The sequence below is a fragment of the Reinekea sp. genome (assembly GCF_982785585.1).
In genome coordinates this window covers 1-18,194 of record NZ_CEYAVF010000044.1, presented here as the reverse complement: position 1 = coordinate 18,194, position 18,194 = coordinate 1, and the positions used below count along the sequence as shown (strand labels likewise).

19 protein-coding genes and 1 rRNA gene are annotated in these 18,194 nt (G+C 51.6%); 7 read left to right on the top strand and 13 right to left on the bottom strand.

Annotated elements, in window-relative coordinates; genetic code table 11:
* The 10 genes from AC4FIC_RS14070 to prfC all read right to left on the bottom strand — a co-directional run.
* Nucleotides 1-526 (bottom strand): 16S ribosomal RNA (locus tag AC4FIC_RS14070); the annotation flags it as partial.
* Between the two features lie 399 nt (nt 527-925).
* The gene (locus tag AC4FIC_RS14065; protein ID WP_273286035.1) at nt 926-1,321 is read right to left on the bottom strand and encodes a ClpXP protease specificity-enhancing factor; all 396 of its coding nucleotides are present in this window, start codon (nt 1,319-1,321) and stop codon (nt 926-928) included.
* An 8-nt stretch (nt 1,322-1,329) separates the two neighbouring features.
* Nucleotides 1,330-1,959, bottom strand: coding sequence for a glutathione binding-like protein (locus AC4FIC_RS14060; RefSeq protein ID WP_100258459.1), 630 nt, complete (start codon nt 1,957-1,959; stop codon nt 1,330-1,332).
* Nucleotides 1,960-2,051: 92 nt separating this feature from the next.
* Complete coding sequence (locus AC4FIC_RS14055; RefSeq protein WP_227003709.1) at nt 2,052-2,816, bottom strand: cytochrome c1; 765 nt, start codon at nt 2,814-2,816, stop codon at nt 2,052-2,054.
* Nucleotides 2,813-4,054 carry a cytochrome b gene (locus AC4FIC_RS14050; RefSeq protein ID WP_100258460.1) on the bottom strand — a complete coding sequence of 414 codons (1,242 nt, stop codon included), beginning with the start codon at nt 4,052-4,054 and terminating at the stop codon, nt 2,813-2,815. The genes AC4FIC_RS14055 and AC4FIC_RS14050 overlap by 4 nt, the downstream gene beginning before the upstream one ends.
* On the bottom strand, nt 4,054-4,647 hold the full coding sequence (petA, locus tag AC4FIC_RS14045; protein ID WP_100258461.1) for a ubiquinol-cytochrome c reductase iron-sulfur subunit: 594 nt from the start codon (nt 4,645-4,647) through the stop codon (nt 4,054-4,056). The genes AC4FIC_RS14050 and petA overlap by 1 nt, the downstream gene beginning before the upstream one ends.
* Before the next feature lie 195 nt (nt 4,648-4,842).
* Nucleotides 4,843-5,238 (bottom strand): 30S ribosomal protein S9, encoded by a 396-nt coding sequence (gene rpsI / locus AC4FIC_RS14040; RefSeq protein WP_100258816.1) that lies wholly within the window; start codon nt 5,236-5,238, stop codon nt 4,843-4,845.
* An 11-nt stretch (nt 5,239-5,249) separates the two neighbouring features.
* On the bottom strand, nt 5,250-5,678 hold the full coding sequence (gene rplM, locus AC4FIC_RS14035) for a 50S ribosomal protein L13 (RefSeq protein ID WP_100258462.1): 429 nt from the start codon (nt 5,676-5,678) through the stop codon (nt 5,250-5,252).
* Between the two features lie 125 nt (nt 5,679-5,803).
* A complete protein-coding gene (locus AC4FIC_RS14030) occupies nt 5,804-6,115 on the bottom strand; it encodes a hypothetical protein (protein WP_100258463.1) in 312 nt (103 codons plus the stop codon).
* Nucleotides 6,116-6,123: 8 nt separating this feature from the next.
* Nucleotides 6,124-7,704, bottom strand: coding sequence for a peptide chain release factor 3 (gene prfC, locus AC4FIC_RS14025; protein WP_100258817.1), 1,581 nt, complete (start codon nt 7,702-7,704; stop codon nt 6,124-6,126).
* Nucleotides 7,705-7,834: 130 nt separating this feature from the next.
* Between prfC and cmoA the strand changes: the two genes are divergently transcribed.
* The 7 genes from cmoA (at nt 7,835) to AC4FIC_RS13990 (ending at nt 16,503) form a co-directional block, all read left to right on the top strand.
* Nucleotides 7,835-8,566, top strand: coding sequence for a carboxy-S-adenosyl-L-methionine synthase CmoA (gene cmoA, locus AC4FIC_RS14020; RefSeq protein WP_100258464.1), 732 nt, complete (start codon nt 7,835-7,837; stop codon nt 8,564-8,566).
* A complete protein-coding gene (gene cmoB, locus AC4FIC_RS14015) occupies nt 8,563-9,558 on the top strand; it encodes a tRNA 5-methoxyuridine(34)/uridine 5-oxyacetic acid(34) synthase CmoB (RefSeq protein ID WP_490359424.1) in 996 nt (331 codons plus the stop codon). Before cmoA ends, cmoB begins: the two co-directional genes overlap by 4 nt.
* Nucleotides 9,559-9,742: 184 nt before the next feature.
* Nucleotides 9,743-11,092 carry an ABC transporter substrate-binding protein gene (locus AC4FIC_RS14010; protein ID WP_100258466.1) on the top strand — a complete coding sequence of 450 codons (1,350 nt, stop codon included), beginning with the start codon at nt 9,743-9,745 and terminating at the stop codon, nt 11,090-11,092.
* Between the two features lie 59 nt (nt 11,093-11,151).
* A complete protein-coding gene (locus tag AC4FIC_RS14005; RefSeq protein ID WP_100258467.1) occupies nt 11,152-12,156 on the top strand; it encodes a carbohydrate ABC transporter permease in 1,005 nt (334 codons plus the stop codon).
* 9 nt (nt 12,157-12,165) lie between these two features.
* Nucleotides 12,166-13,320 (top strand): carbohydrate ABC transporter permease, encoded by a 1,155-nt coding sequence (locus tag AC4FIC_RS14000; protein ID WP_273286034.1) that lies wholly within the window; start codon nt 12,166-12,168, stop codon nt 13,318-13,320.
* Nucleotides 13,321-13,415: 95 nt separating this feature from the next.
* Entirely contained in the window at nt 13,416-15,350 is a 1,935-nt protein-coding gene (locus tag AC4FIC_RS13995) for an amylosucrase (protein WP_100258469.1), read from the top strand.
* Between the two features lie 103 nt (nt 15,351-15,453).
* Nucleotides 15,454-16,503: a LacI family DNA-binding transcriptional regulator gene (locus tag AC4FIC_RS13990; protein WP_273286033.1), complete on the top strand. Its 1,050-nt coding sequence runs from the start codon at nt 15,454-15,456 to the stop codon at nt 16,501-16,503.
* Between the two features lie 30 nt (nt 16,504-16,533).
* On the opposite strand, the gene AC4FIC_RS13985 is transcribed toward AC4FIC_RS13990, so the two are convergent.
* The 3 genes from AC4FIC_RS13985 to AC4FIC_RS13975 all read right to left on the bottom strand — a co-directional run bounded on the left by AC4FIC_RS13985 (nt 16,534) and on the right by AC4FIC_RS13975 (nt 18,001).
* Entirely contained in the window at nt 16,534-16,692 is a 159-nt protein-coding gene (locus tag AC4FIC_RS13985; protein WP_193437312.1) for a hypothetical protein, read from the bottom strand.
* 86 nt (nt 16,693-16,778) lie between these two features.
* Nucleotides 16,779-17,240, bottom strand: a complete 462-nt coding sequence (locus AC4FIC_RS13980; RefSeq protein ID WP_100258471.1) for a GNAT family N-acetyltransferase — start codon at nt 17,238-17,240, stop codon at nt 16,779-16,781.
* On the bottom strand, nt 17,237-18,001 hold the full coding sequence (locus AC4FIC_RS13975) for a hypothetical protein (protein WP_273286032.1): 765 nt from the start codon (nt 17,999-18,001) through the stop codon (nt 17,237-17,239). Before AC4FIC_RS13975 ends, AC4FIC_RS13980 begins: the two co-directional genes overlap by 4 nt.
* Nucleotides 18,002-18,194 lie beyond the last annotated feature (193 nt).

Genomic DNA, 18,194 nt, shown 5'->3' with positions numbered 1-18,194 from the left:
ATTACCGCGGCTGCTGGCACGGAGTTAGCCGGTGCTTCTTCTGCGAGTAACGTCAAGGCTAACGGGTATTAACCGCTAGCTTTTCCTCCTCGCTGAAAGTGCTTTACAACCCGAAGGCCTTCTTCACACACGCGGTATGGCTGGATCAGGGTTGCCCCCATTGTCCAATATTCCCCACTGCTGCCTCCCGTAGGAGTCTGGGCCGTGTCTCAGTCCCAGTGTGGCTGATCATCCTCTCAGACCAGCTATGGATCGTCGCCTTGGTGAGCATTTACCTCACCAACTAGCTAATCCAACGCAGGCTCATCCAGTAGCGAGAGCCGAAGCCCCCTTTCCTCCGTAGAGATTATTCGGTATTAATCCGGATTTCTCCGGGCTATCCCCAACTACCGGGTAGATTCCTACGCGTTACTCACCCGTCCGCCGCTCGACGCCTTCTAGCAAGCTAGAGTCGTTTCCGCTCGACTTGCATGTGTTAAGCCTACCGCCAGCGTTCAATCTGAGCCATGATCAAACTCTTCAGTTTAAAAACTATATCTGCTTTATTCTAAGCAGAAAATCTGAGTTCAATCACAAGCTTATACTGCAATCTGTTCACCTATGACTTCAACCCGAAAGTATCACCCATAAGTTTCTATCTTGTAGCCACTTGTGATCGATATTCTTTCGACCCACAAGCGCCCACACAAATTACTTGATTCAATACTGTTAAAGATCTCGGTGAAGCGCATTGGGCTTACCGTTTCAAGGAGGGCGAATTCTACCCATTTCCTTGTGGCTGTCAACTCTTTATTTGAATTTTTTCTTTAAGAATCAATTCGTTACTGAGTGATGCCGGCGTCGACCTGGATTCCTTCAAACCCTGTACCTCGACAGCGGGGCGCATTATAGGCACAGAAGTTTTAGAGTCAATAGTCTAGTGGTGTTATTTTACAACTTTCAATGTTGGACGCTTCGGCGGCACTAAGGTGCGCACCTTATCGTTATCCAGATCGCTAGGCGGCTCCGGTATGGGGTCAACTTCAAAGCCCATGCCTTGGCCGTTTTCTTTGGCGAAAATGGCTACCACCGCACCGATGGGCCCATATATATCGGTTGGCATGCCGTTGAAACGTGCGTTGAAGTGCACCGCGTCAAGGCCCAAGGTCAGATCACGAACCGCAGATGGCGCGATATTGAGCGTAATCTGGCCATCGCGGATAAAGTCCTGGGGCACTTGCACGCCCGGATAATCCGCCATGAAAACGATGTAAGGGGTACAGTCGTTATCCAGTATCCATTCATGAACCGCACGGATCATGTAGGGTTTATTAGAACTCATGCCCGACATCAGTCGCGCATCTCTTGCTCAACTTCGGACAAGCTGACCTGGAATGACTCTCGCTCGAAGATTCGCTCCATATACTTGTCGATCGACTTGGCCTGTTTTTCCGGCAACTCAACGCCCAAAGACTGCAGTCGCCACAAGATGGGCGCTACACAGCAATCCACCAGGGTGAATTCATCACTCATAAAGTAGGGCTTGTCATCGAACACGGGCGCGATGGCGAGCAGGCTTTCACGCAACTCTTTGCGTGCTCGCGCAACACTATCTTTGCTCTTGGCTGCAACTATCGCGTCTACGCAGGCGCTCCAATCTCGGTCGATTCGAAAGATCAACTGACGCGACTCTGCACGCGCAACCGGGTAGACCGGCAAGAGAGGCGGATGCGGGAAGCGCTCATCCAAGTACTCCATCATCACGTGGTGCTCAAACAGCACCAAGTCACGATCAACCAGAGTCGGTAGGTTGCAATAGGGGTTTATATCAGAAACTTCCTTGGGTATAGCATCCGGCTCGACATCTTTAATATCGACCGTAACACCCTTCTCTGCCAGTACTATCCGAACTCGATGACTATACTGACAGGCTGCGTCAGAGTAGAAAGTCATGGAGGATCGCTTTGCAACAACGCCCATTCAGTACGCTCCCAAATTACTAGTAGATAAAAACACAACAAGCGCAGCCTTGGCTGCGCTCTTTTTTTGCGGATAAACGCCCAGGATTTCTCCTAGTGTTTAATATCCTTGTACAGTTCGCGCTTCAACAAAGCGGCAAGAACCAACAACACGGTTAGGAAGGCAAACACGAACCAACCGATGCGCTTTCGATCCATCTGATAAGGCTCTCCCATATAGTTCAGGAAGTTAACCAAATCATAAATCACTTCATCAAACTCGTCGGTCGACAAGGTGCCAGCTATATCTTGACTCGCGCAAGCACCATGCTCAGTCGCAACACCGGTCAACGGGTCAAGAGTATGGCCGTCTTGGGCACTCGGCTTGGCCGAACACAGACCCTGCAGACCCAGCATAACATGCGGCATGCCAACATCTTTAAAGACACTGTTGTTCACGCCATAGGGGCGCGATTCGTCTTTATAAAAGCTACGCAAGTAGGTATAAACCCAATCAACACCGCGAACTCGAGTCACCATGGTCAAGTCTGGCGGCGCCACACCAAACCATTTCTTACCCTGCGCTACTGGCATCGCGAACTTCATCAGGTCACCAAATTTGGCGTCCTGGGAAAACATAATGCTGTCCATGAAGATATCTTCCGGAATCTCCAGATCTCGCGCAACTCGATTATAGCGCGCATGACCCAACGAGTGGCAGCCGGCACAATAATCCATATAGGTGCTTAGACCTTCCTGCAACGATGTGGTGTTGGACATATCGGGTGCCATTGAATCCAGATGCACCTCCCCGCCGGCCGCTATGGCAGACGTCGCCAACCATGACGCACACACCAACGTCAGTATTTTCTTGATCATCGTGGGACCCTCTCTGGTACAGGCTTGGTTTTTTCCCATTTGGTATAAAATGGCATCAGCAAGAAGAAGGAAAAGTAGATAACCGTACCAATCTTCGCCACGACGCCGTTCCAGAAGGACACCGGCTGACCACCGAGATAGGTGAGCACGACAAATGCGATAGCAAACATGACAATCGCGGTGCGGCTCATCCAGCCCTTGTAACGCCATGAACGCACTGGGCTACGGTCCAACCAAGGCAGGACAAAGAGGATTGCGATGGCTCCGGCCATGGCCATAAAGCCACCCAGTTTTGCGTTAATAAAGAATATCGGAAAATCGATCGCTCTCAATATCGAGTAAAACGCACCGTAATACCAAGTTGGTGCAATATGCTCAGGTGTTTTCAGCGAATTCGCTGGCTCAAAGTTTGGATGCTCTAAGAAGTATCCGCCCCCTTCTGGCATAAAGAAAAGCACCGCGCAAAATACCATTAAGAACAACACAACCTGCGGCAATTTGCCGACAGTGAAGTATGGGTGGAACGGCACGCCGTCTAGCGGTACACCGCGCTCATCCATATGCTTCTTGATGTCGATACCGTCGGGATTGTTTGAGCCAACTTCGTGCAGCGCTAAGACGTGCAACACGACCAACAGCGCTAACACCAACGGCAAGGCAATGACATGCAACGCAAAGAATCGATTCAAGGTGATGCCGGAGAGCAAAAAGTCGCCTCGAATCCATTCGGTCAGACCGTCGCCGATGACCGGGATTGCGCCAAACAGTGAAATAATAACCTGCGCGCCCCAATAGGACGTTTGACCCCATGGCAACACATAGCCCATAAAGCCTTCAGCCATCATTACCAGATAGACAAACATACCGAACACCCAGATCAGCTCACGCGGCTTTTGGTACGAGCCGTATAAAACGCCACGAAACATATGCAAGTAAACCGTCAGGAAGAAGAAAGACGCGCCGGTCGAATGCATATAGCGAATCAACCAACCCATCTCAACATCGCGCATGATGTATTCGACGGAATTAAAGGCTTCCTCGGCACTCGGCGTATAGGACATGGTCAGCCAGATACCGGTCATTAGCTGGTTGATAAAGACAACCATAGCCAACAGACCAAAGACATACCAAAAATTAAAGTTGATCGGAGCGTAATACTTGGACATATGCTTTTCATAGGCATTGGTCACAGGGAGACGCCGATCAAGCCACTCCAAAATCGCTGGTTTCTTACTCATTATGCTGCACCCTCACCGACTGTAACTACACCGCCATCAACACTATAGGGCGGTATTTGCAAATTGTATGGCGCCGGGACACCACTAAACACCCGGCCAGCCAAGTCAAAACGCGAACCATGGCAGGGGCAAAAGAAGCCACCTTGCCAATTGGCGTCAAATGGCTGGGGCTCTAATTCCGGAATAAACTTGGGTGAACAGCCTAGGTGCGTACAGACGCCCTCGATCACGAGCAGCTCTTCACTTAAAGAGCGTACATCACTGGTCACATAATCTGGCTGCTGTGAAGCGACTTCAGAATCGGGATCGGCTAACTTACTGCGCAGACCCTCATCGCGCAAATAGTCGATGACTGCCTTGGTGCGTCGCAAGATAAAGATGGGTTTGCCTCGCCATTCGGCGATAACCATTTCCCCAAGCTTTAAACCGTTTATATCCACCTTAACCGGGGCACCCACTGCTTTAGCTTTCTCGCTGGGAAACCATGATTTAACGAACGGTGTGGCCACGCCCACTGCACCCACTGTGCCTACGGCACCGGTAGCAATGTACAGGAACCGCCGCCGACCCTTATTTACGCCGTCATGCGTCATTATTATCACCCTCTGAGTGAAAGGAAATTAGTATATCTAATGTCTGAAAATGTCGCGAATACTAAAGAAATTCGGTGATTCTGACAAGGAAAGCTTTGACCCAGGTCGAATAAGATCGGCAAACGGGGTTAAAGCCACCCTCTAAACAGAAAAACCCGGGACCAGCCCGGGTTTGCAATAGAGTTCTCGGTAAACTTATCGCTTGGAGAACTGTGGCTTCTTACGTGCTTTACGCAGACCCACTTTCTTACGCTCTACCATACGTGCGTCACGGGTAACAAAACCAGCTTCACGTAATTGAGGACGAAGATTTTCATCGTACTCCATCAGAGCACGAGTAATACCGTGCCGAATTGCGCCTGCTTGTCCGTTTGAACCACCACCGGCGACGGTGATGTAAAGATCAAACTTCTCAGTCATATCAACAAGGTCTAGAGGCTGACGAACGATCATGCGAGATGTTTCGCGACCGAAGTATTCCTCAATTGTACGCTTGTTAATAACAATTGCGCCGTTTCCAGGACGCAAAAATACGCGTGCTGTAGATGTTTTCCGGCGACCGGTACCATAATTCTGTTGAATAGCTGTCATGTCATTCCCCATTAAATCTTAAGTTCTTTGGGCTGTTGTGCAGTATGCGGGTGTTCTGTTCCGACATACACTTTCAGCTTCTTCAACATGGCCCGGCCAAGAGGATTACGTGGAATCATACCCTTCACAGCCAATTCAATTGGGCTTTCGCCTTTGTGCGCGATCAGTTTCTCAAAGCTCATAGACTTCAGTCCACCTGGGTAACCAGAGTGGCGGTAATACTGCTTGTCTTTAGCCTTGCGACCTGTCACATGCACTTTCTCAGCATTAATAACAACGATATAATCGCCAGTATCAACGTGAGGTGTAAATTCTGCCTTGTGCTTACCACGGAGGCGACGAGCGATTTCAGTCGCCATACGTCCCAAGGTTAGCCCTTCGGCGTCTACTATGTACCAGTCGCGTTTAACTTCAGCTGGTTTTGCTACAAATGTTTTCATTTAACTCCGCCTTATTAGTGGGGGGCTCAGGGGAAGTTAATCCAAATTGAGGGCGCGGATCTTACTGAATCTTTTTTCCCCGCGCAAGACTTTTTGGTGAGTTTTCAACCAACTAACCAATATTTCTATTCGAATGGATCTACTTCTTGCAATTTAACAAGGCCGAACCCAAGGCCGGCCAAGCTACAACAGAGGGTGAATAGCATACCAATCACCGAAAAGCCGACACTGCCGGCGCTCGCTTCAAAGCGGCTATCACCCCAATAATGGGCCACACTGGTCAACACAAAGGTGATGAAGACCAGAGCAACCATATAAAAGCCGCGGGCGTCATGAACACCCAGGCGCTTATTTCGTATGGCAATCTGAATACCGGTATAGACCAACGTACTGGCCCCAGCGGTCATACTTGCTAAGATTAACAGGTACACAATCATGGCAACCCCTAATGTTCGCGCGTTTTGCGAAACACTATATCAGGGTGGCGCTCTTGTGCCATCTGAAGGTTCACCATGGTCGGCGCGATGTAGGTCAAGTTGTTAGACCCGTCGAGCGCCAGATTCTCATGCGCCTTGGTAATAAATTGCTGCAGGATCCGATCATCTATGCCGGATGTCCAGCGCGCGGTGGCCACGGTAATGGCCTCATAGACCGCCTCAACCTTATATTCTGACTTCAACCGGTGTGCCACCACCTCAAACTGGAGCATGCCAACGGCACCGACGATCAGGTCATTGTTTTTCATCGGCCGGAAGACCTGGACAGCCCCCTCTTCAGACAGCTGCATCAAGCCTTTTTGCAACTGTTTCATTTTCAATGGGTCTTTTAACCGAATCCGACGGAACAATTCAGGGGCAAAGTTGGGGATGCCCGAAAACTTCAAATCTCGACCCTGAGTAAAGGTGTCGCCAATCTGGATGGTACCGTGGTTGTGTAAGCCGATAATATCACCCGGGAAGGCCTCCTCCACCGTCGCACGATCGCCCGCCAAGAAGGTCAGGGCATCGGAGATACGCACGGCCTTGCCGGTCCGGACATGCTTCATCTTCATGCCTTTCTCGTACTTACCCGAGACGATCCGCATAAAGGCGACCCGATCTCGATGATTGGGGTCCATATTGGCCTGAATCTTAAAGACAAAACCGCTCAGCTCCGGTTCGTCTGGCGCCACCATTAGATCGCCAGCGTTGCGCGCCTGCGGCAACGGTGCCCATTCAACCAAACCGTCAAGCATATGATCGACGCCAAAGTTACCCAGGGCGGTACCAAAGTAGACCGGCGTCAGCTGGCCGGCCAAAAATTCTTCCAAGTCAAAGGTGTTCGCCGCGGCCAAAACCAACTGCATCTGCTCGCGCAACTCATCGGCGTACTCGCCCAAGGCGCCGTCCAACTCGGGATTGTCCAAGCCCTTTATGATGCGACTGTGCTGAATGGTATGACCCATGCCCGCCTGGTAGAGGATGACCTCATCGCGCAGCAGGTGGTAAATGCCTTTGAATTCCTTGCCCATGCCAACGGGCCAAGTGATGGGTGCACAACTGATCTTTAAAACATTTTCGACCTCATCCATCAGATCGATCGGATCACGGGTGTCGCGGTCGAGCTTATTCATGAAGGTGATGATGGGGGTTTCACGCATCCGTGCGACGTCCATCAGCTTGATGGTACGCTCTTCCACGCCCTTGGCCGCATCGATAACCATTACACACGAATCCACCGCGGTGAGCGTTCGATAGGTGTCTTCTGAAAAGTCTTCGTGACCCGGGGTGTCGAGCAGGTTGATCAGCTTGTTAGCATAGGGGAACTGCATCACCGAGGTGGTGATCGAGATACCCCGTTCTTTTTCCATGTCCATCCAGTCCGACTTGGCGTGCTGGCCCGACTTTTTACCCTTGATAGTACCGGCCTGCAGGATGGCATTGCCGAACAAGAGGACCTTTTCGGTAATGGTTGTCTTACCTGCATCGGGGTGCGAAATAATCGCAAAAGTGCGCCGTTTAGCGACTTCATCAGCAATCAAAGACATGGAAATACTCGTAATCATTAAAATCAGGCCGCGCAGTATACCTACTCTAGCAATCTTTTCGAACCGATCTACGCAAATAGCTGAAGGAAAGGTACAATGGCCGGCCTTCAGCGCCGAATTTATCTCTGTCATGAGCCAAGAAACCGATAAGATATATGCCAATCCTCAGCAAAATCTAGCCGATTTTCGCTTTGATGATCAGGTTGCGCGAGTGTTTCCCGATATGATCAAACGATCGGTGCCCGGCTACAGCCATATTATCGGCACCATCGGCATCCTCGCAGAGCGTTATGCTCAGCCGAACAGCCGTATTTACGACCTAGGCAGTTCGCTCGGGGCCGCGACGCTGGCCATGCGCCATCGCATCCATGCCCCCGGGGTAACCATTATCGCGGTCGATAATTCTGCCGCCATGCTGGCCCGGAGTACCGATTTCCTGGATTTAGAAGAGTCACCGATTCCGGTTGAAACCCTCTGTGCCGATATCACCGAGTTGGCTATCGAAAACTGCAGCTTTGCGGTGTTGAATTTCACCCTCCAGTTTGTTCCCTTGACGCAACGGTTGAGCACCATCAAGCGTATCTATGACGGCCTGCTGCCCGGAGGGGCGCTGGTCCTTTCGGAAAAGCTGGCCTTCGCGGACGCCAAGCATGAAGAACTCCTGATAAGACATCATCACGACTTCAAACGCGCCAACGGTTACAGTGATCTGGAAATCGGACAAAAGCGCCAGGCCATCGAGCGCGTGCTGATCCCGGAAACGGCCCAAGACCACATTCAACGCCTTGAGCTGGCTGGCTTCGGCCAAGTAAGCCAATGGTTTCAATCCTTTAACTTTGCGTCCTTTATAGCCATCAAATGATTAATTACCTGCCTTTTATCGACCACATCCGTAATACCCGCCTAGAACCTTGGTGCGAGCCCCTGGCCGCCCAGTTGCAACAAACCTGGGACCAACTCAACGATGGCAACCTCGCGCGCCTGCTAACGGCCCTAGAGACCTTGCCGAGCATAAGCGCGAACAGCGTCGAGCTCGACCGCGTGGTCACCATCAACGGTCCGGTCGGTGATGCTGGCGCGCAGCTCAATAGCGCGCTCAAGGCGCTGATGCCTTGGCGTAAAGGACCCTTCCGATTTTTTGATATCGATATCGACGCCGAGTGGCGCTGCGACCTGAAGTGGGACCGCATTGCCAACCACCTCAGCGATCTGCGCGGCCGCCATGTGCTCGATGTCGGCAGTGGCAACGGCTACTACGGTTGGCGCATGAAGGCGGCTGGGGCGGCGACCGTTGCTGGCATCGACCCCTCCTGGCTATCGGTTGTGCAGCACCTAGCGGTCAATCGCTATATCAAGGATCCGAGCCATACGGTATTGCCCTTTACACTGGAAAGTTTACCACCTAACGTGGGGATTTTTGACACCGTTTTTTCCATGGGTGTGCTCTATCACCGGCGCTCCCCCCTGGATCATCTAGCCGAATTACGCGGCGCCTTGCGCCCCGGCGGCGAATTAGTGCTCGAGACCCTGGTTATCCAAGGCCAGGTCGGCGAGTCGCTGGTACCTATTGGCCGCTATGCGCGCATGAACAATGTCTGGTTTCTGCCCACGGTGCCGACCCTGGTGCAGTGGCTGGAAAAAATGGGCTTCGAAAATATTCGTCTAGTCGATCAATCAACCACCTCGACGGACGAGCAGCGCCCCTCCGACTGGAAACCTGGCCAAAGCCTGGCCGACTACTTGAATCCTGAGGATCCCAGCCTGACCATCGAGGGGCATCCAGCCCCGATTCGTGCCCTGATCCTGGCCACCCGCCCTGAGCTTGCCCGCTTGAAGCGCTACCACCTCGACTAGCTCTGTGGTTTTCCCCAGCCATTGATCAACATTCTTAATCGTTTAAGTTCAGGTATATAAAGCATTTTATAAATAACAAAACGATCTATAAAGAAGGTGGCAATTTCTTCTTAATCGATTAAGCTCACTGAGCGATTCAAAAAGACGTTGTTCACAGACGATAATAACAAGAAGGGCAAAACCAATGAAAACATGGCAAAAAACATCCGTCGCCTTGGCGATCACAGCCGCTGTAGCCAGCGCTGCTTTCTCTGAAATGCCGAAAATGGGCAGCGGAGATTTTAACTGGGCTAACTTAGACAAATTTAAATCCATGGATTTGTCCGGCGAAACCGTCACCATCACAGGCGCCTGGTTGGCCCCTGAAGATGATGTGTTCCGTAGCATCTTGTCTCATTTCGAAGTAGCAACCGGTGCTAAAATCCAATACACGGGTTCCGATAGCTTTGAGCAGCAGATCCTGATTGACACCACCGCGGGCACACCGCCGAACATGGCTGTTTTCCCACAGCCGGGCCTGGCCAAAGACCTGGCCTCACGCGACCTATTAACCCCGGTTTCTAATAAGATCAAGAACGCGGTATTAAAAGACTACGCAGCCGGTCAAAGCTGGGTCGATTTGGCCACGTACAAGAACAAAGCCGGCCAGGACAACTTCTACGGCGTATTCTTCCGTGTCGATCTGAAGAGCCTGGTTTGGTATTCACCCGATAACTTCGCTGATTACGGCTATGAAATCCCTGAGACCATGGAACAGCTGATGGCTCTGTCGGATAAGATGGTTGCTGACGGCCAAACACCTTGGTGTATCGGTCTGGGTTCAGGTGCGGCTACTGGCTGGCCTGCTACCGATTGGGTTGAAGACATGATGTTGCGGACTCAATCACCTGCGGTATACGATCAGTGGGTTGCCAACGACATTCCATTTAACGATCCTCGTGTCGTCAGTGCGATCGACGCCTTTGGTGAATTCGCTAAGAATCCAAAGTATGTCGCCGGTGGCGTGTCGGCAGTCGGTACCACCGATTTCCGCGACAGCCCGAAAGACTTGTTCAGCGTACCGGCTAAGTGCTTTATGCACCGTCAAGCCAGCTTTATCCCAGCCTTCTTCCCAGAAGGTACTGTGGTCGGCGAAGATGCTGATTTCTTTTACTTCCCTGCTTACGAGTCCAAAGACTTGGGCAAGCCAGTTCTGGGTGCCGGTACCGTGGTCACGGTTACCAAAGAAAACAAAGCAACCAATGCGGTATTGGAATACCTGATGACACCATTGGCACATGAGCTCTGGATGTCTCAAGGTGGCTTCCTGACCGCTCATAAGGGTGCCGATACGGCCCTCTATCAGAGTGATTCCTTGCGTCGTCAAGGTGAGATTCTGCTTAATGCAACAACCTTCCGCTTCGACGGTTCTGACCTGATGCCGGGTGCCATTGGTGCCGGTTCATTCTGGACCGGTATGGTTGACTACGTTAGTGGCATGAGCGCTAAGACAGTTGCCGACGAAATCCAATCTAGCTGGAACGAAATCAAGTAACACCAACCCGCTAAACCGCCCCTTCTTTGGGGCGGTTTTTTTACAGAAGGAGTATTGCGGTGTTGCAACAAATTCTTTTCGCCTTTACGGCGATTTTTTTCGCCATCGGCGGGACCATCCTGTTTTTTGTCGGCTCTAATCTATTGATTGATAAGGTCTTTGGTGACAATGGCCAGTCAAACGAAAAACAATATCGACGCGACAAGTTACGCGAACAGATACGACCCTGGATCTTTATTGGTCCGGCGCTATTATTTTTAACGGTATTCCTAATCTACCCCGTTCTTAAATCCCTACAACTGTCCTTCTGGGACCGTGAAGGTGAAAGCTTCGTCGGTTTGGCCAACTATATTTGGGCCTTCAACAACACCGGTTTTATAACCTCAATAATCAATAACCTGATGTGGTTATTCTTCGTGCCGACAATGGCAACAATTTTCGGTCTAACCATTGCGTATCTGACCGATCGAATCTGGTGGGGCCAATTTGCCCGTACCCTTATTTTCTTGCCGATGGCGATTTCGTTTGTCGGTGCCTCCATTATTTGGAAGTTTGTTTACGATTTTCGCGGCCCAGACGCCGATCAAATCGGCTTGGTTAATGCCGTCATTATGCTCTTTGGTGGTGAACCCAAAGCCTTGATCAGCATCCAATTTTGGAACAACTTTTTTCTGATGGTTATCCTGATTTGGATCCAAACGGGCTTTGCCATGGTCATCTTAGGCGCTGCTATTCGGGGTGTGCCAGAAGACACGCTCGAGGCGTCCATGATGGAAGGAGCCAGCCAAACGCAAATATTTTTCAAAATTGTTGTCCCCCAGATCTGGCCCACTATCGTTGTGGTCTGGACCACCATTACCATTCTGGTGCTGAAGGTATTTGATATCGTCTATGCCATGACCAATGGCCAGTGGGGTTCGCAGGTACTGGCTAACCTGATGTACAACGAGATGTTCCGCAACGGCAATTCCGGTACAGCCAGCACCGTCGCGGTGATACTCATGTTGGCGGTAATGCCGATCATGATTTACAACATCAGATCTGCGCGCAACAGCGAGCAATAGGAGACCCATATGTCATTGGACGCACGGCAGTCGAGAACAGCGCGTTTTATTAAGCACTCCATTATAATTTTATTGGTCACCATCTGGACTCTGCCAACGCTCGGCCTATTGGTCAGCTCTGTGCGCGATAAGGATCAATTGACCACCTCGGGTTGGTGGACTGCTCTGATCACCAATTCGCAAAGTGAAGTCTTTCGCTTGCCAGTTGCTGCCGACCAGATTGAGGTAGCCGATGGCTATGAGATCCGCACCCAATTGTTTGATCAGGGTGCCCAGAATCGGGTGACCAGCTGGGGGCTTCGGGCAGATGATTTAACGGCCAACGCACCCGATCTTGAGGCTCAATTCAATAAAAACTCAACCCTTCTGGTGGCACAAGATGGAACGGTGGTGTGGCATTCGAGCGAGAAATTCACCCATAAACGCGGGCCACGACTGTTCTTTGGTGCCGACTATCCGCCCCGCTTCGGTCTGGATAACTACCGTGAAGTGCTCTCCTCCGAGGGAGTCGGCAGGGCCTTTATCAATACCTTGACCGTGGTTCTACCCGCGACCTTTGTGCCGATCCTGATTGCCGCCTTTGCCGCCTATGCCCTGGCTTGGATGGATTTTAAAGGACGCTTCTTCTTCTTGGCGATGATCATCGGTCTGATCGTGGTGCCGTTGCAGATGAGTTTAATTCCCGTGTTAAAACTCTTTGCCCTGATCGGTAGTGTTTTGGATGTGCCGTCGAAATCCTATGTCACGGTGTGGCTCGCGCACACCGGCTTTGGTTTGCCATTGGCGATCTATTTACTGCGTAACTATATGGCGAGTTTGCCCAAAGATATAATCGAGTCGGCCTATATGGATGGCGCGACCCATTTTCAAATTTTTGTGAAAATGATCTTACCCCTATCGATGCCCGCCCTGGCCTCCTTCGCTATTTTCCAATTCCTCTGGACCTGGAACGACCTATTGGTGGCCGCGGTATTCTTAGGTCAGGGTGAAGACAAGACAGTAATGACACAGCAATTGATCGAGTTGCTCGGCTCTCGCGGCGACAACTGGGAAATCTTGACCAGTGGCGCTTTCATATCCATCGCGATTCCCGTGATCGTCTTTTTATCAATGCAGAAGTACTTCGTGCGCGGACTCTTGGCAGGTTCTGTCAAAGGCGGTTAGCCCAAGCTATCGCCCGGCCTGAGTTCCGCCCGAGCGGGGCCTAGGCCAAAAAAATCGCCTTGATGGGCAGCCCCCAACTTTAGAGAATTGAACCTATGCCGTTCGACCAATCCGTCAGCCATTGTGCCGCTATCGCTCTGGAACGCCTCTGGCCGACCGTGGCTAAACGCTATGCTCGCCATAAAAACCGTCACCGTTTGCCGGTTTTCCAGCAAGCTTTGCAGCAAGATTTTGCGCAACTATACAGCTGTTTGGTCGATCTATACGGTGCGCAATGGGATTTCTATTTCCATCTTGAACAGACACTGGTAAAGGCAGCGCAGGCGTGGATGGACGCATCAGAGGACCATCGAGTCTACCAGGCTGAACACAATGACTGGCTCCAGAGCGAGCAAACCATTGGTGCGACCGGCTATGTTGATCTGTTTGCCGGTAATTTACGCAAACTACAGAGCCAGATACCCTATTTAACGGACTTGGGTGTCGGTTACCTACACCTTATGCCATTTTTTGACGTGCCAGAGGGCGACAACGACGGCGGTTATGCCATTAAAGACTATGGCAAGTTGAATCCACGGATTGGCACTCTGGCTCAGCTAAAGTCCGTCGCGGCGGCGTTACACGATAATAAGATTCGCCTGGTGCTGGACTTCGTGTTCAATCACACCTCCGATCAACACCAATGGGCTTTGTTGGCCAAGGCTGGCGATGTGCGCTACCAGGCCTACTATTGGCTGTTCCGCGATCCTGCCGACAAAGCCCCCTATAGTCGATATCTACGCGATATCTTTCCCGACAAACGCGCGGGTTGCTTCACCTGGAATGAAGAGCTGCAGGCGGAGGTCTGGACCACCTTTAACGATTACCAGTGGGACTTAAATTATCAGAACCCCGAAGTCTATACCGCGATGTGCAGTGAAATGCTCAAATTGGTCGATGCTGGTGCCGATGTTATTCGACTGGATGCCCTTGCGTTTACCTGGAAACAGCCCGAGTCCAATTGCGAGAACCTGCCCAACGCTCATCGCCTGATTCAGGCCTTTAATGCCTTTTTGCGCCTTGCCGCTCCAGGTGTGGTATTGAAGTCTGAAGCCATTGTGGCCCCGGATGAGGTGGTTAAATACATTAGTGCCGATGAATGTCCGGTTTCCTATAACCCCAACCTGATGGCCCTGATGTGGGAGGCCCTGGCCACACGTCAGACCAAATTGTTGATTGCCGGCACCCAAGCACGCAGTGGACTGCCCGCTGATACCGTATGGGTTAACTATCTTCGTTGTCATGATGATATTGGTTGGGCATTTGCCGATGCCGATGCTTGGAGTGTTGGCATCAATCCTCAAGATCATCGTTATTTCTTGAATCAATTCTATACCGGTCAGTTTCCCGGTACCTTTGCCGCCGGTGTTCCCTTTCAGGCCGATCCCAATACCGGCGATTGTCGCATCTCCGGCACGCTCGCCTCCCTCTGTGGCTTGGAACAGGCCCTGCTCACGGGAAGCTCAACGGACCACGCTATTAAGCGTATCTTGCTCATGCATGGCATTGTGCTGGCCTTTAAGGGCATCCCCCTTATTTATCTTGGTGATGAGGTGGGCATGCTTAATGACTATAGTTATCGAGCAGATCCGAATCACCATAACGACAGCCGCTGGGTACATCGAGTCCGTTTTGCCAACACCGGTGCCGATCAGAGATCGGTCAACAATAGCCCTCAAAACCAGGTTTTCACCGGCCTGGTAAATCTTATTGAACTGCGTCGTTCTCATCCAGTGTTCGGTTTTGGCGACGTCGTCGTGTTACCCTCTGTCGCCGAGAGTGTGTTTGCCTTTAGCCGCACATACCAAGGCCAGACACTAGTCGTTGTCGCTAATTTCTCAGAGCATAGATGCCACCTCGATGCTAACCAATGTTTACGCCTCGGCCTCGCAGGCCAGGCCAATGACCTGCTTTTGGATCAACCTTTGACAGCAAGTGAGGGTCTCGAGTTAGCGGCCTTTCAGCAGCTATGGCTGCTAGGAGGGCTATAACAGGGCTCGACGCACGGCACGGCAGCAAGCTAGAAAAAAGTTCATAACCCGTCGTTGCGCAAGTAATGGTTCGTCCACCTTGCTACCGAATAAGAGATGTCCGATGGTTGATAAAGCGAACAACAAAAAACTGACCCTCAAGTCAGTGGCCGCCCTGCTAGGTGTATCCAGCGCCACGGTGTCGAATGCCTTTGGTCGTCCCGACCAGTTATCCGAGGAATTAAGGCTGCGGATTCTCAGTGAATGCGAACGGCTTGGCTACCATGGCCCTAATGCTGCCGCGCGCAGTCTACGCACCGGTGCGACCAGTGTTGTCGGGGTCATGTTGGCCGATAAGCTGGCTTACAATTTTACCGATCCGTGTGCCATAGAATTCCTCCAGGGTGTGGCTCAAGTGCTCGACGATGCCCAGTTCAACATGCTGTTGATGCCCGGTCGAAACGAGTTCTATAAAGAGAAATCATTGGAAACCATCCCTGAGCGCTACATCCTTTACGGTCCACCGCGCGACTTGGAGCTGATTAAGCGGATCGAAAAACAACACAAACCGATGGTCACCGTAGACTTCAGTTTACCCAACCACCTGTCACTCAACGTCGACAACTACGGTGGGGCCCTTGCGGCCGCTCGTCATATCTTCTCTACTACAGTTGGCCCCATTGCCGTTATTGGTCTGCGTCTGACCCACGATTCTGGCGTCTTAAGGCTGGATGAACATCCGCTGTTGGAGTCGACCCTGTCAGTCTCCCGTCAACGTCTCGAGGCTTATCTGGCTGCCGGGTTTGAAGTGGATCGGCCGATACCTTCAGAGCTTATTTGGAGTGTCGAAGAAAGCACCTGGCAAGAAGGTATCCAAGCCGTGCGGTCGGCATTAGCAGCAAGCCCTAGACCTGTCGCATTGCTCTGTATGTCTGACCAACTCGCGTTGGCAGCCATTGCTGTAGCACGCGAACTGCAGATTGGCGTTCCTGGTGAGCTGAAGATTGTCGGTTTCGACGACATACCGGCAGCCCGGCGCAATCATCCGGAAGTCAGTACTGTCTATCAGCCTAGTATTGAAAAGGGCCGTTTGGCGGCAATGATGGTGTTAGATCCAGATAACCATGCAAGCATCCTGTTACCAACCACATTACATATACGGGAGACCAGTTAGGACTATTGAGCGCAGAGATCCCGTTTCGCGCTAACGGAAGAGCGCGTAAAACACAACGTAGAACCAACCTAAGAAGCCATGGATGATGGCCCAAATTATCGATTTGTGAGCCGTCCACGAGATGGCAATGGCCAACGCCGAGCCGAACGAAATACCGTTTCTAACCACTTCATACTTAGCCGAGTTCATATGAATCTCCTGTTCCAATGGTTCGGCTAAATTAACATGACTGGTAACTGTGTCATCCGACAAAAGTCATAAGATGAAAATCGGAACTACGCCCCTTGCGGACCTGCTGGCAGGTTTAGCGCCATTACCCAAGCATCTACCAGGCTGTCAGCGTAATGATAATAGTTTTTGCGCATGCCAACCGATTGATAACCTGCGCGTTGATAGAGCGCTAAGGCGGGCATGTTGGTTTGCCGCACTTCTAGAACCACTCGGCTGACTCCTTGTAGAGCCAGGCCACGATGCCAATATGTCAACGCCGAAGCGGCAAAGCCCCGACCGCAGAACAGGGGATCGATCAAAATCTGTATTAATTCCGCCTCGTCCAACACGACCTGCTGGACCAAAAGACCAATCGGTTGGCCTTCGGCGTGCAAGGAAAATAACGCTTGTTGGATTAGGTATGACTGGAGGGCGTCAGAGCCCAGAGTTGAATCTAACGATTGGCTGGACAGCTGCGCTAGGTAGGGCAATTCACTAGCTAAAGCCGGTACCAGGCTTAGGGTCATTGGCCCAGGCCGGCCGCGCGAATCAGTTGCCACGCCTTGGCTTTCTCCATTGGTTCGGAGATCATTCGATACACAGACGGTAAGACCAAGCGCTGCATGCCCAATTCAGTGCCATGCGCGCCCTCCCAGCCATTCAACTTCGACAAGACGCCACCCAATACCAGCAGGTGGGTGGTTTGATGTGTCTCAGCATGTTGCTGAAGCACTCCTAATACGTAGTGCTTAGCCGCATCCAACCCTTGCTCCGCATTGGCGTTGCTAAAAAAGGGCCAGGCTATTTCATGGTGATGCTTAAACTCATACTGATTGCCAGTCATGGCCCTGAGCAGGTTGGCGATGAGCCGGAATGCAACATCTTGCGTTTGTTCGTGACCGCTCACCAACGAACTCACCACTAACCAATCGCCCAGCACATAGATACCAAGTCCAAAGCGTATGGCCGCTGTGTTATCAGTTACGCTGGCCGGTAAAACGGCCGAAGCGGCCACAGGGCCGTTTAACTCACTTGCCGTGCCCATTTCCGAGGGCCTAACGCTGTTGTGCTCGTGAGGGTTCAGCTGTGCCGATGGCGTCGTGACGGCACTGGACGCTAGCTCGACTAAGGGGATCACAGGTTGGGCTTCTTTATCGGGCTCTCCGATCATCGTCGGCTGCTGCAGAGGGCTCAGGGCATTGGCCAGGATAACGCGCGGGTACCAAGGCGTGACCCCCATAGCGGTCAGATAGTCGTTTTTAAGTTGGTGTTGCGTATTCGGATTCACGGCGGCCATCTGCATCAGTGTTCTAAGGTTTTATTCTAACAGGTCTGCTGGGACGGGTAACTAGACATCGGGTCGAGCGAGCCGCCTTTCAGGTTGCGCTTATGGGCATCAGATTGCTGCTGCCTACAAGGTCTTTCTAGCAGGCATAAAAAAACCCGCAGCCGTTAGACTGCGGGTTTTTCGTTTTTTTAGG

Bases quoted from the DNA above. Each gene is read 5' to 3' on its own strand.
- rplM (WP_100258462.1), bottom strand. From the start codon at position 5,678: ATGAAAACATTTGTAGCAAAACCAGCTGAAGTTAAACGCGACTGGTAC.
- AC4FIC_RS14030 (WP_100258463.1), bottom strand. From the start codon at position 6,115: ATGATTGTGTACCTGTTAATCTTAGCAAGTATGACCGCTGGGGCCAGT.
- AC4FIC_RS14065 (WP_273286035.1), bottom strand. From the start codon at position 1,321: ATGAGTTCTAATAAACCCTACATGATCCGTGCGGTTCATGAATGGATA.
- cmoB (WP_490359424.1), top strand. From the start codon at position 8,563: ATGATTAATTACCTGCCTTTTATCGACCACATCCGTAATACCCGCCTA.
- AC4FIC_RS13995 (WP_100258469.1), top strand. From the start codon at position 13,416: ATGCCGTTCGACCAATCCGTCAGCCATTGTGCCGCTATCGCTCTGGAA.
- rpsI (WP_100258816.1), bottom strand. From the start codon at position 5,238: ATGACAGCTATTCAACAGAATTATGGTACCGGTCGCCGGAAAACATCT.
- AC4FIC_RS14060 (WP_100258459.1), bottom strand. From the start codon at position 1,959: ATGGGCGTTGTTGCAAAGCGATCCTCCATGACTTTCTACTCTGACGCA.
- AC4FIC_RS13980 (WP_100258471.1), bottom strand. From the start codon at position 17,240: ATGACCCTAAGCCTGGTACCGGCTTTAGCTAGTGAATTGCCCTACCTA.
- prfC (WP_100258817.1), bottom strand. From the start codon at position 7,704: ATGTCTTTGATTGCTGATGAAGTCGCTAAACGGCGCACTTTTGCGATT.
- AC4FIC_RS14000 (WP_273286034.1), top strand. From the start codon at position 12,166: ATGTCATTGGACGCACGGCAGTCGAGAACAGCGCGTTTTATTAAGCAC.
- AC4FIC_RS13990 (WP_273286033.1), top strand. From the start codon at position 15,454: ATGGTTGATAAAGCGAACAACAAAAAACTGACCCTCAAGTCAGTGGCC.
- AC4FIC_RS14055 (WP_227003709.1), bottom strand. From the start codon at position 2,816: ATGATCAAGAAAATACTGACGTTGGTGTGTGCGTCATGGTTGGCGACG.
- petA (WP_100258461.1), bottom strand. From the start codon at position 4,647: ATGACGCATGACGGCGTAAATAAGGGTCGGCGGCGGTTCCTGTACATT.
- AC4FIC_RS14050 (WP_100258460.1), bottom strand. From the start codon at position 4,054: ATGAGTAAGAAACCAGCGATTTTGGAGTGGCTTGATCGGCGTCTCCCT.
- AC4FIC_RS13985 (WP_193437312.1), bottom strand. From the start codon at position 16,692: ATGAACTCGGCTAAGTATGAAGTGGTTAGAAACGGTATTTCGTTCGGC.
- AC4FIC_RS14010 (WP_100258466.1), top strand. From the start codon at position 9,743: ATGAAAACATGGCAAAAAACATCCGTCGCCTTGGCGATCACAGCCGCT.
- cmoA (WP_100258464.1), top strand. From the start codon at position 7,835: ATGAGCCAAGAAACCGATAAGATATATGCCAATCCTCAGCAAAATCTA.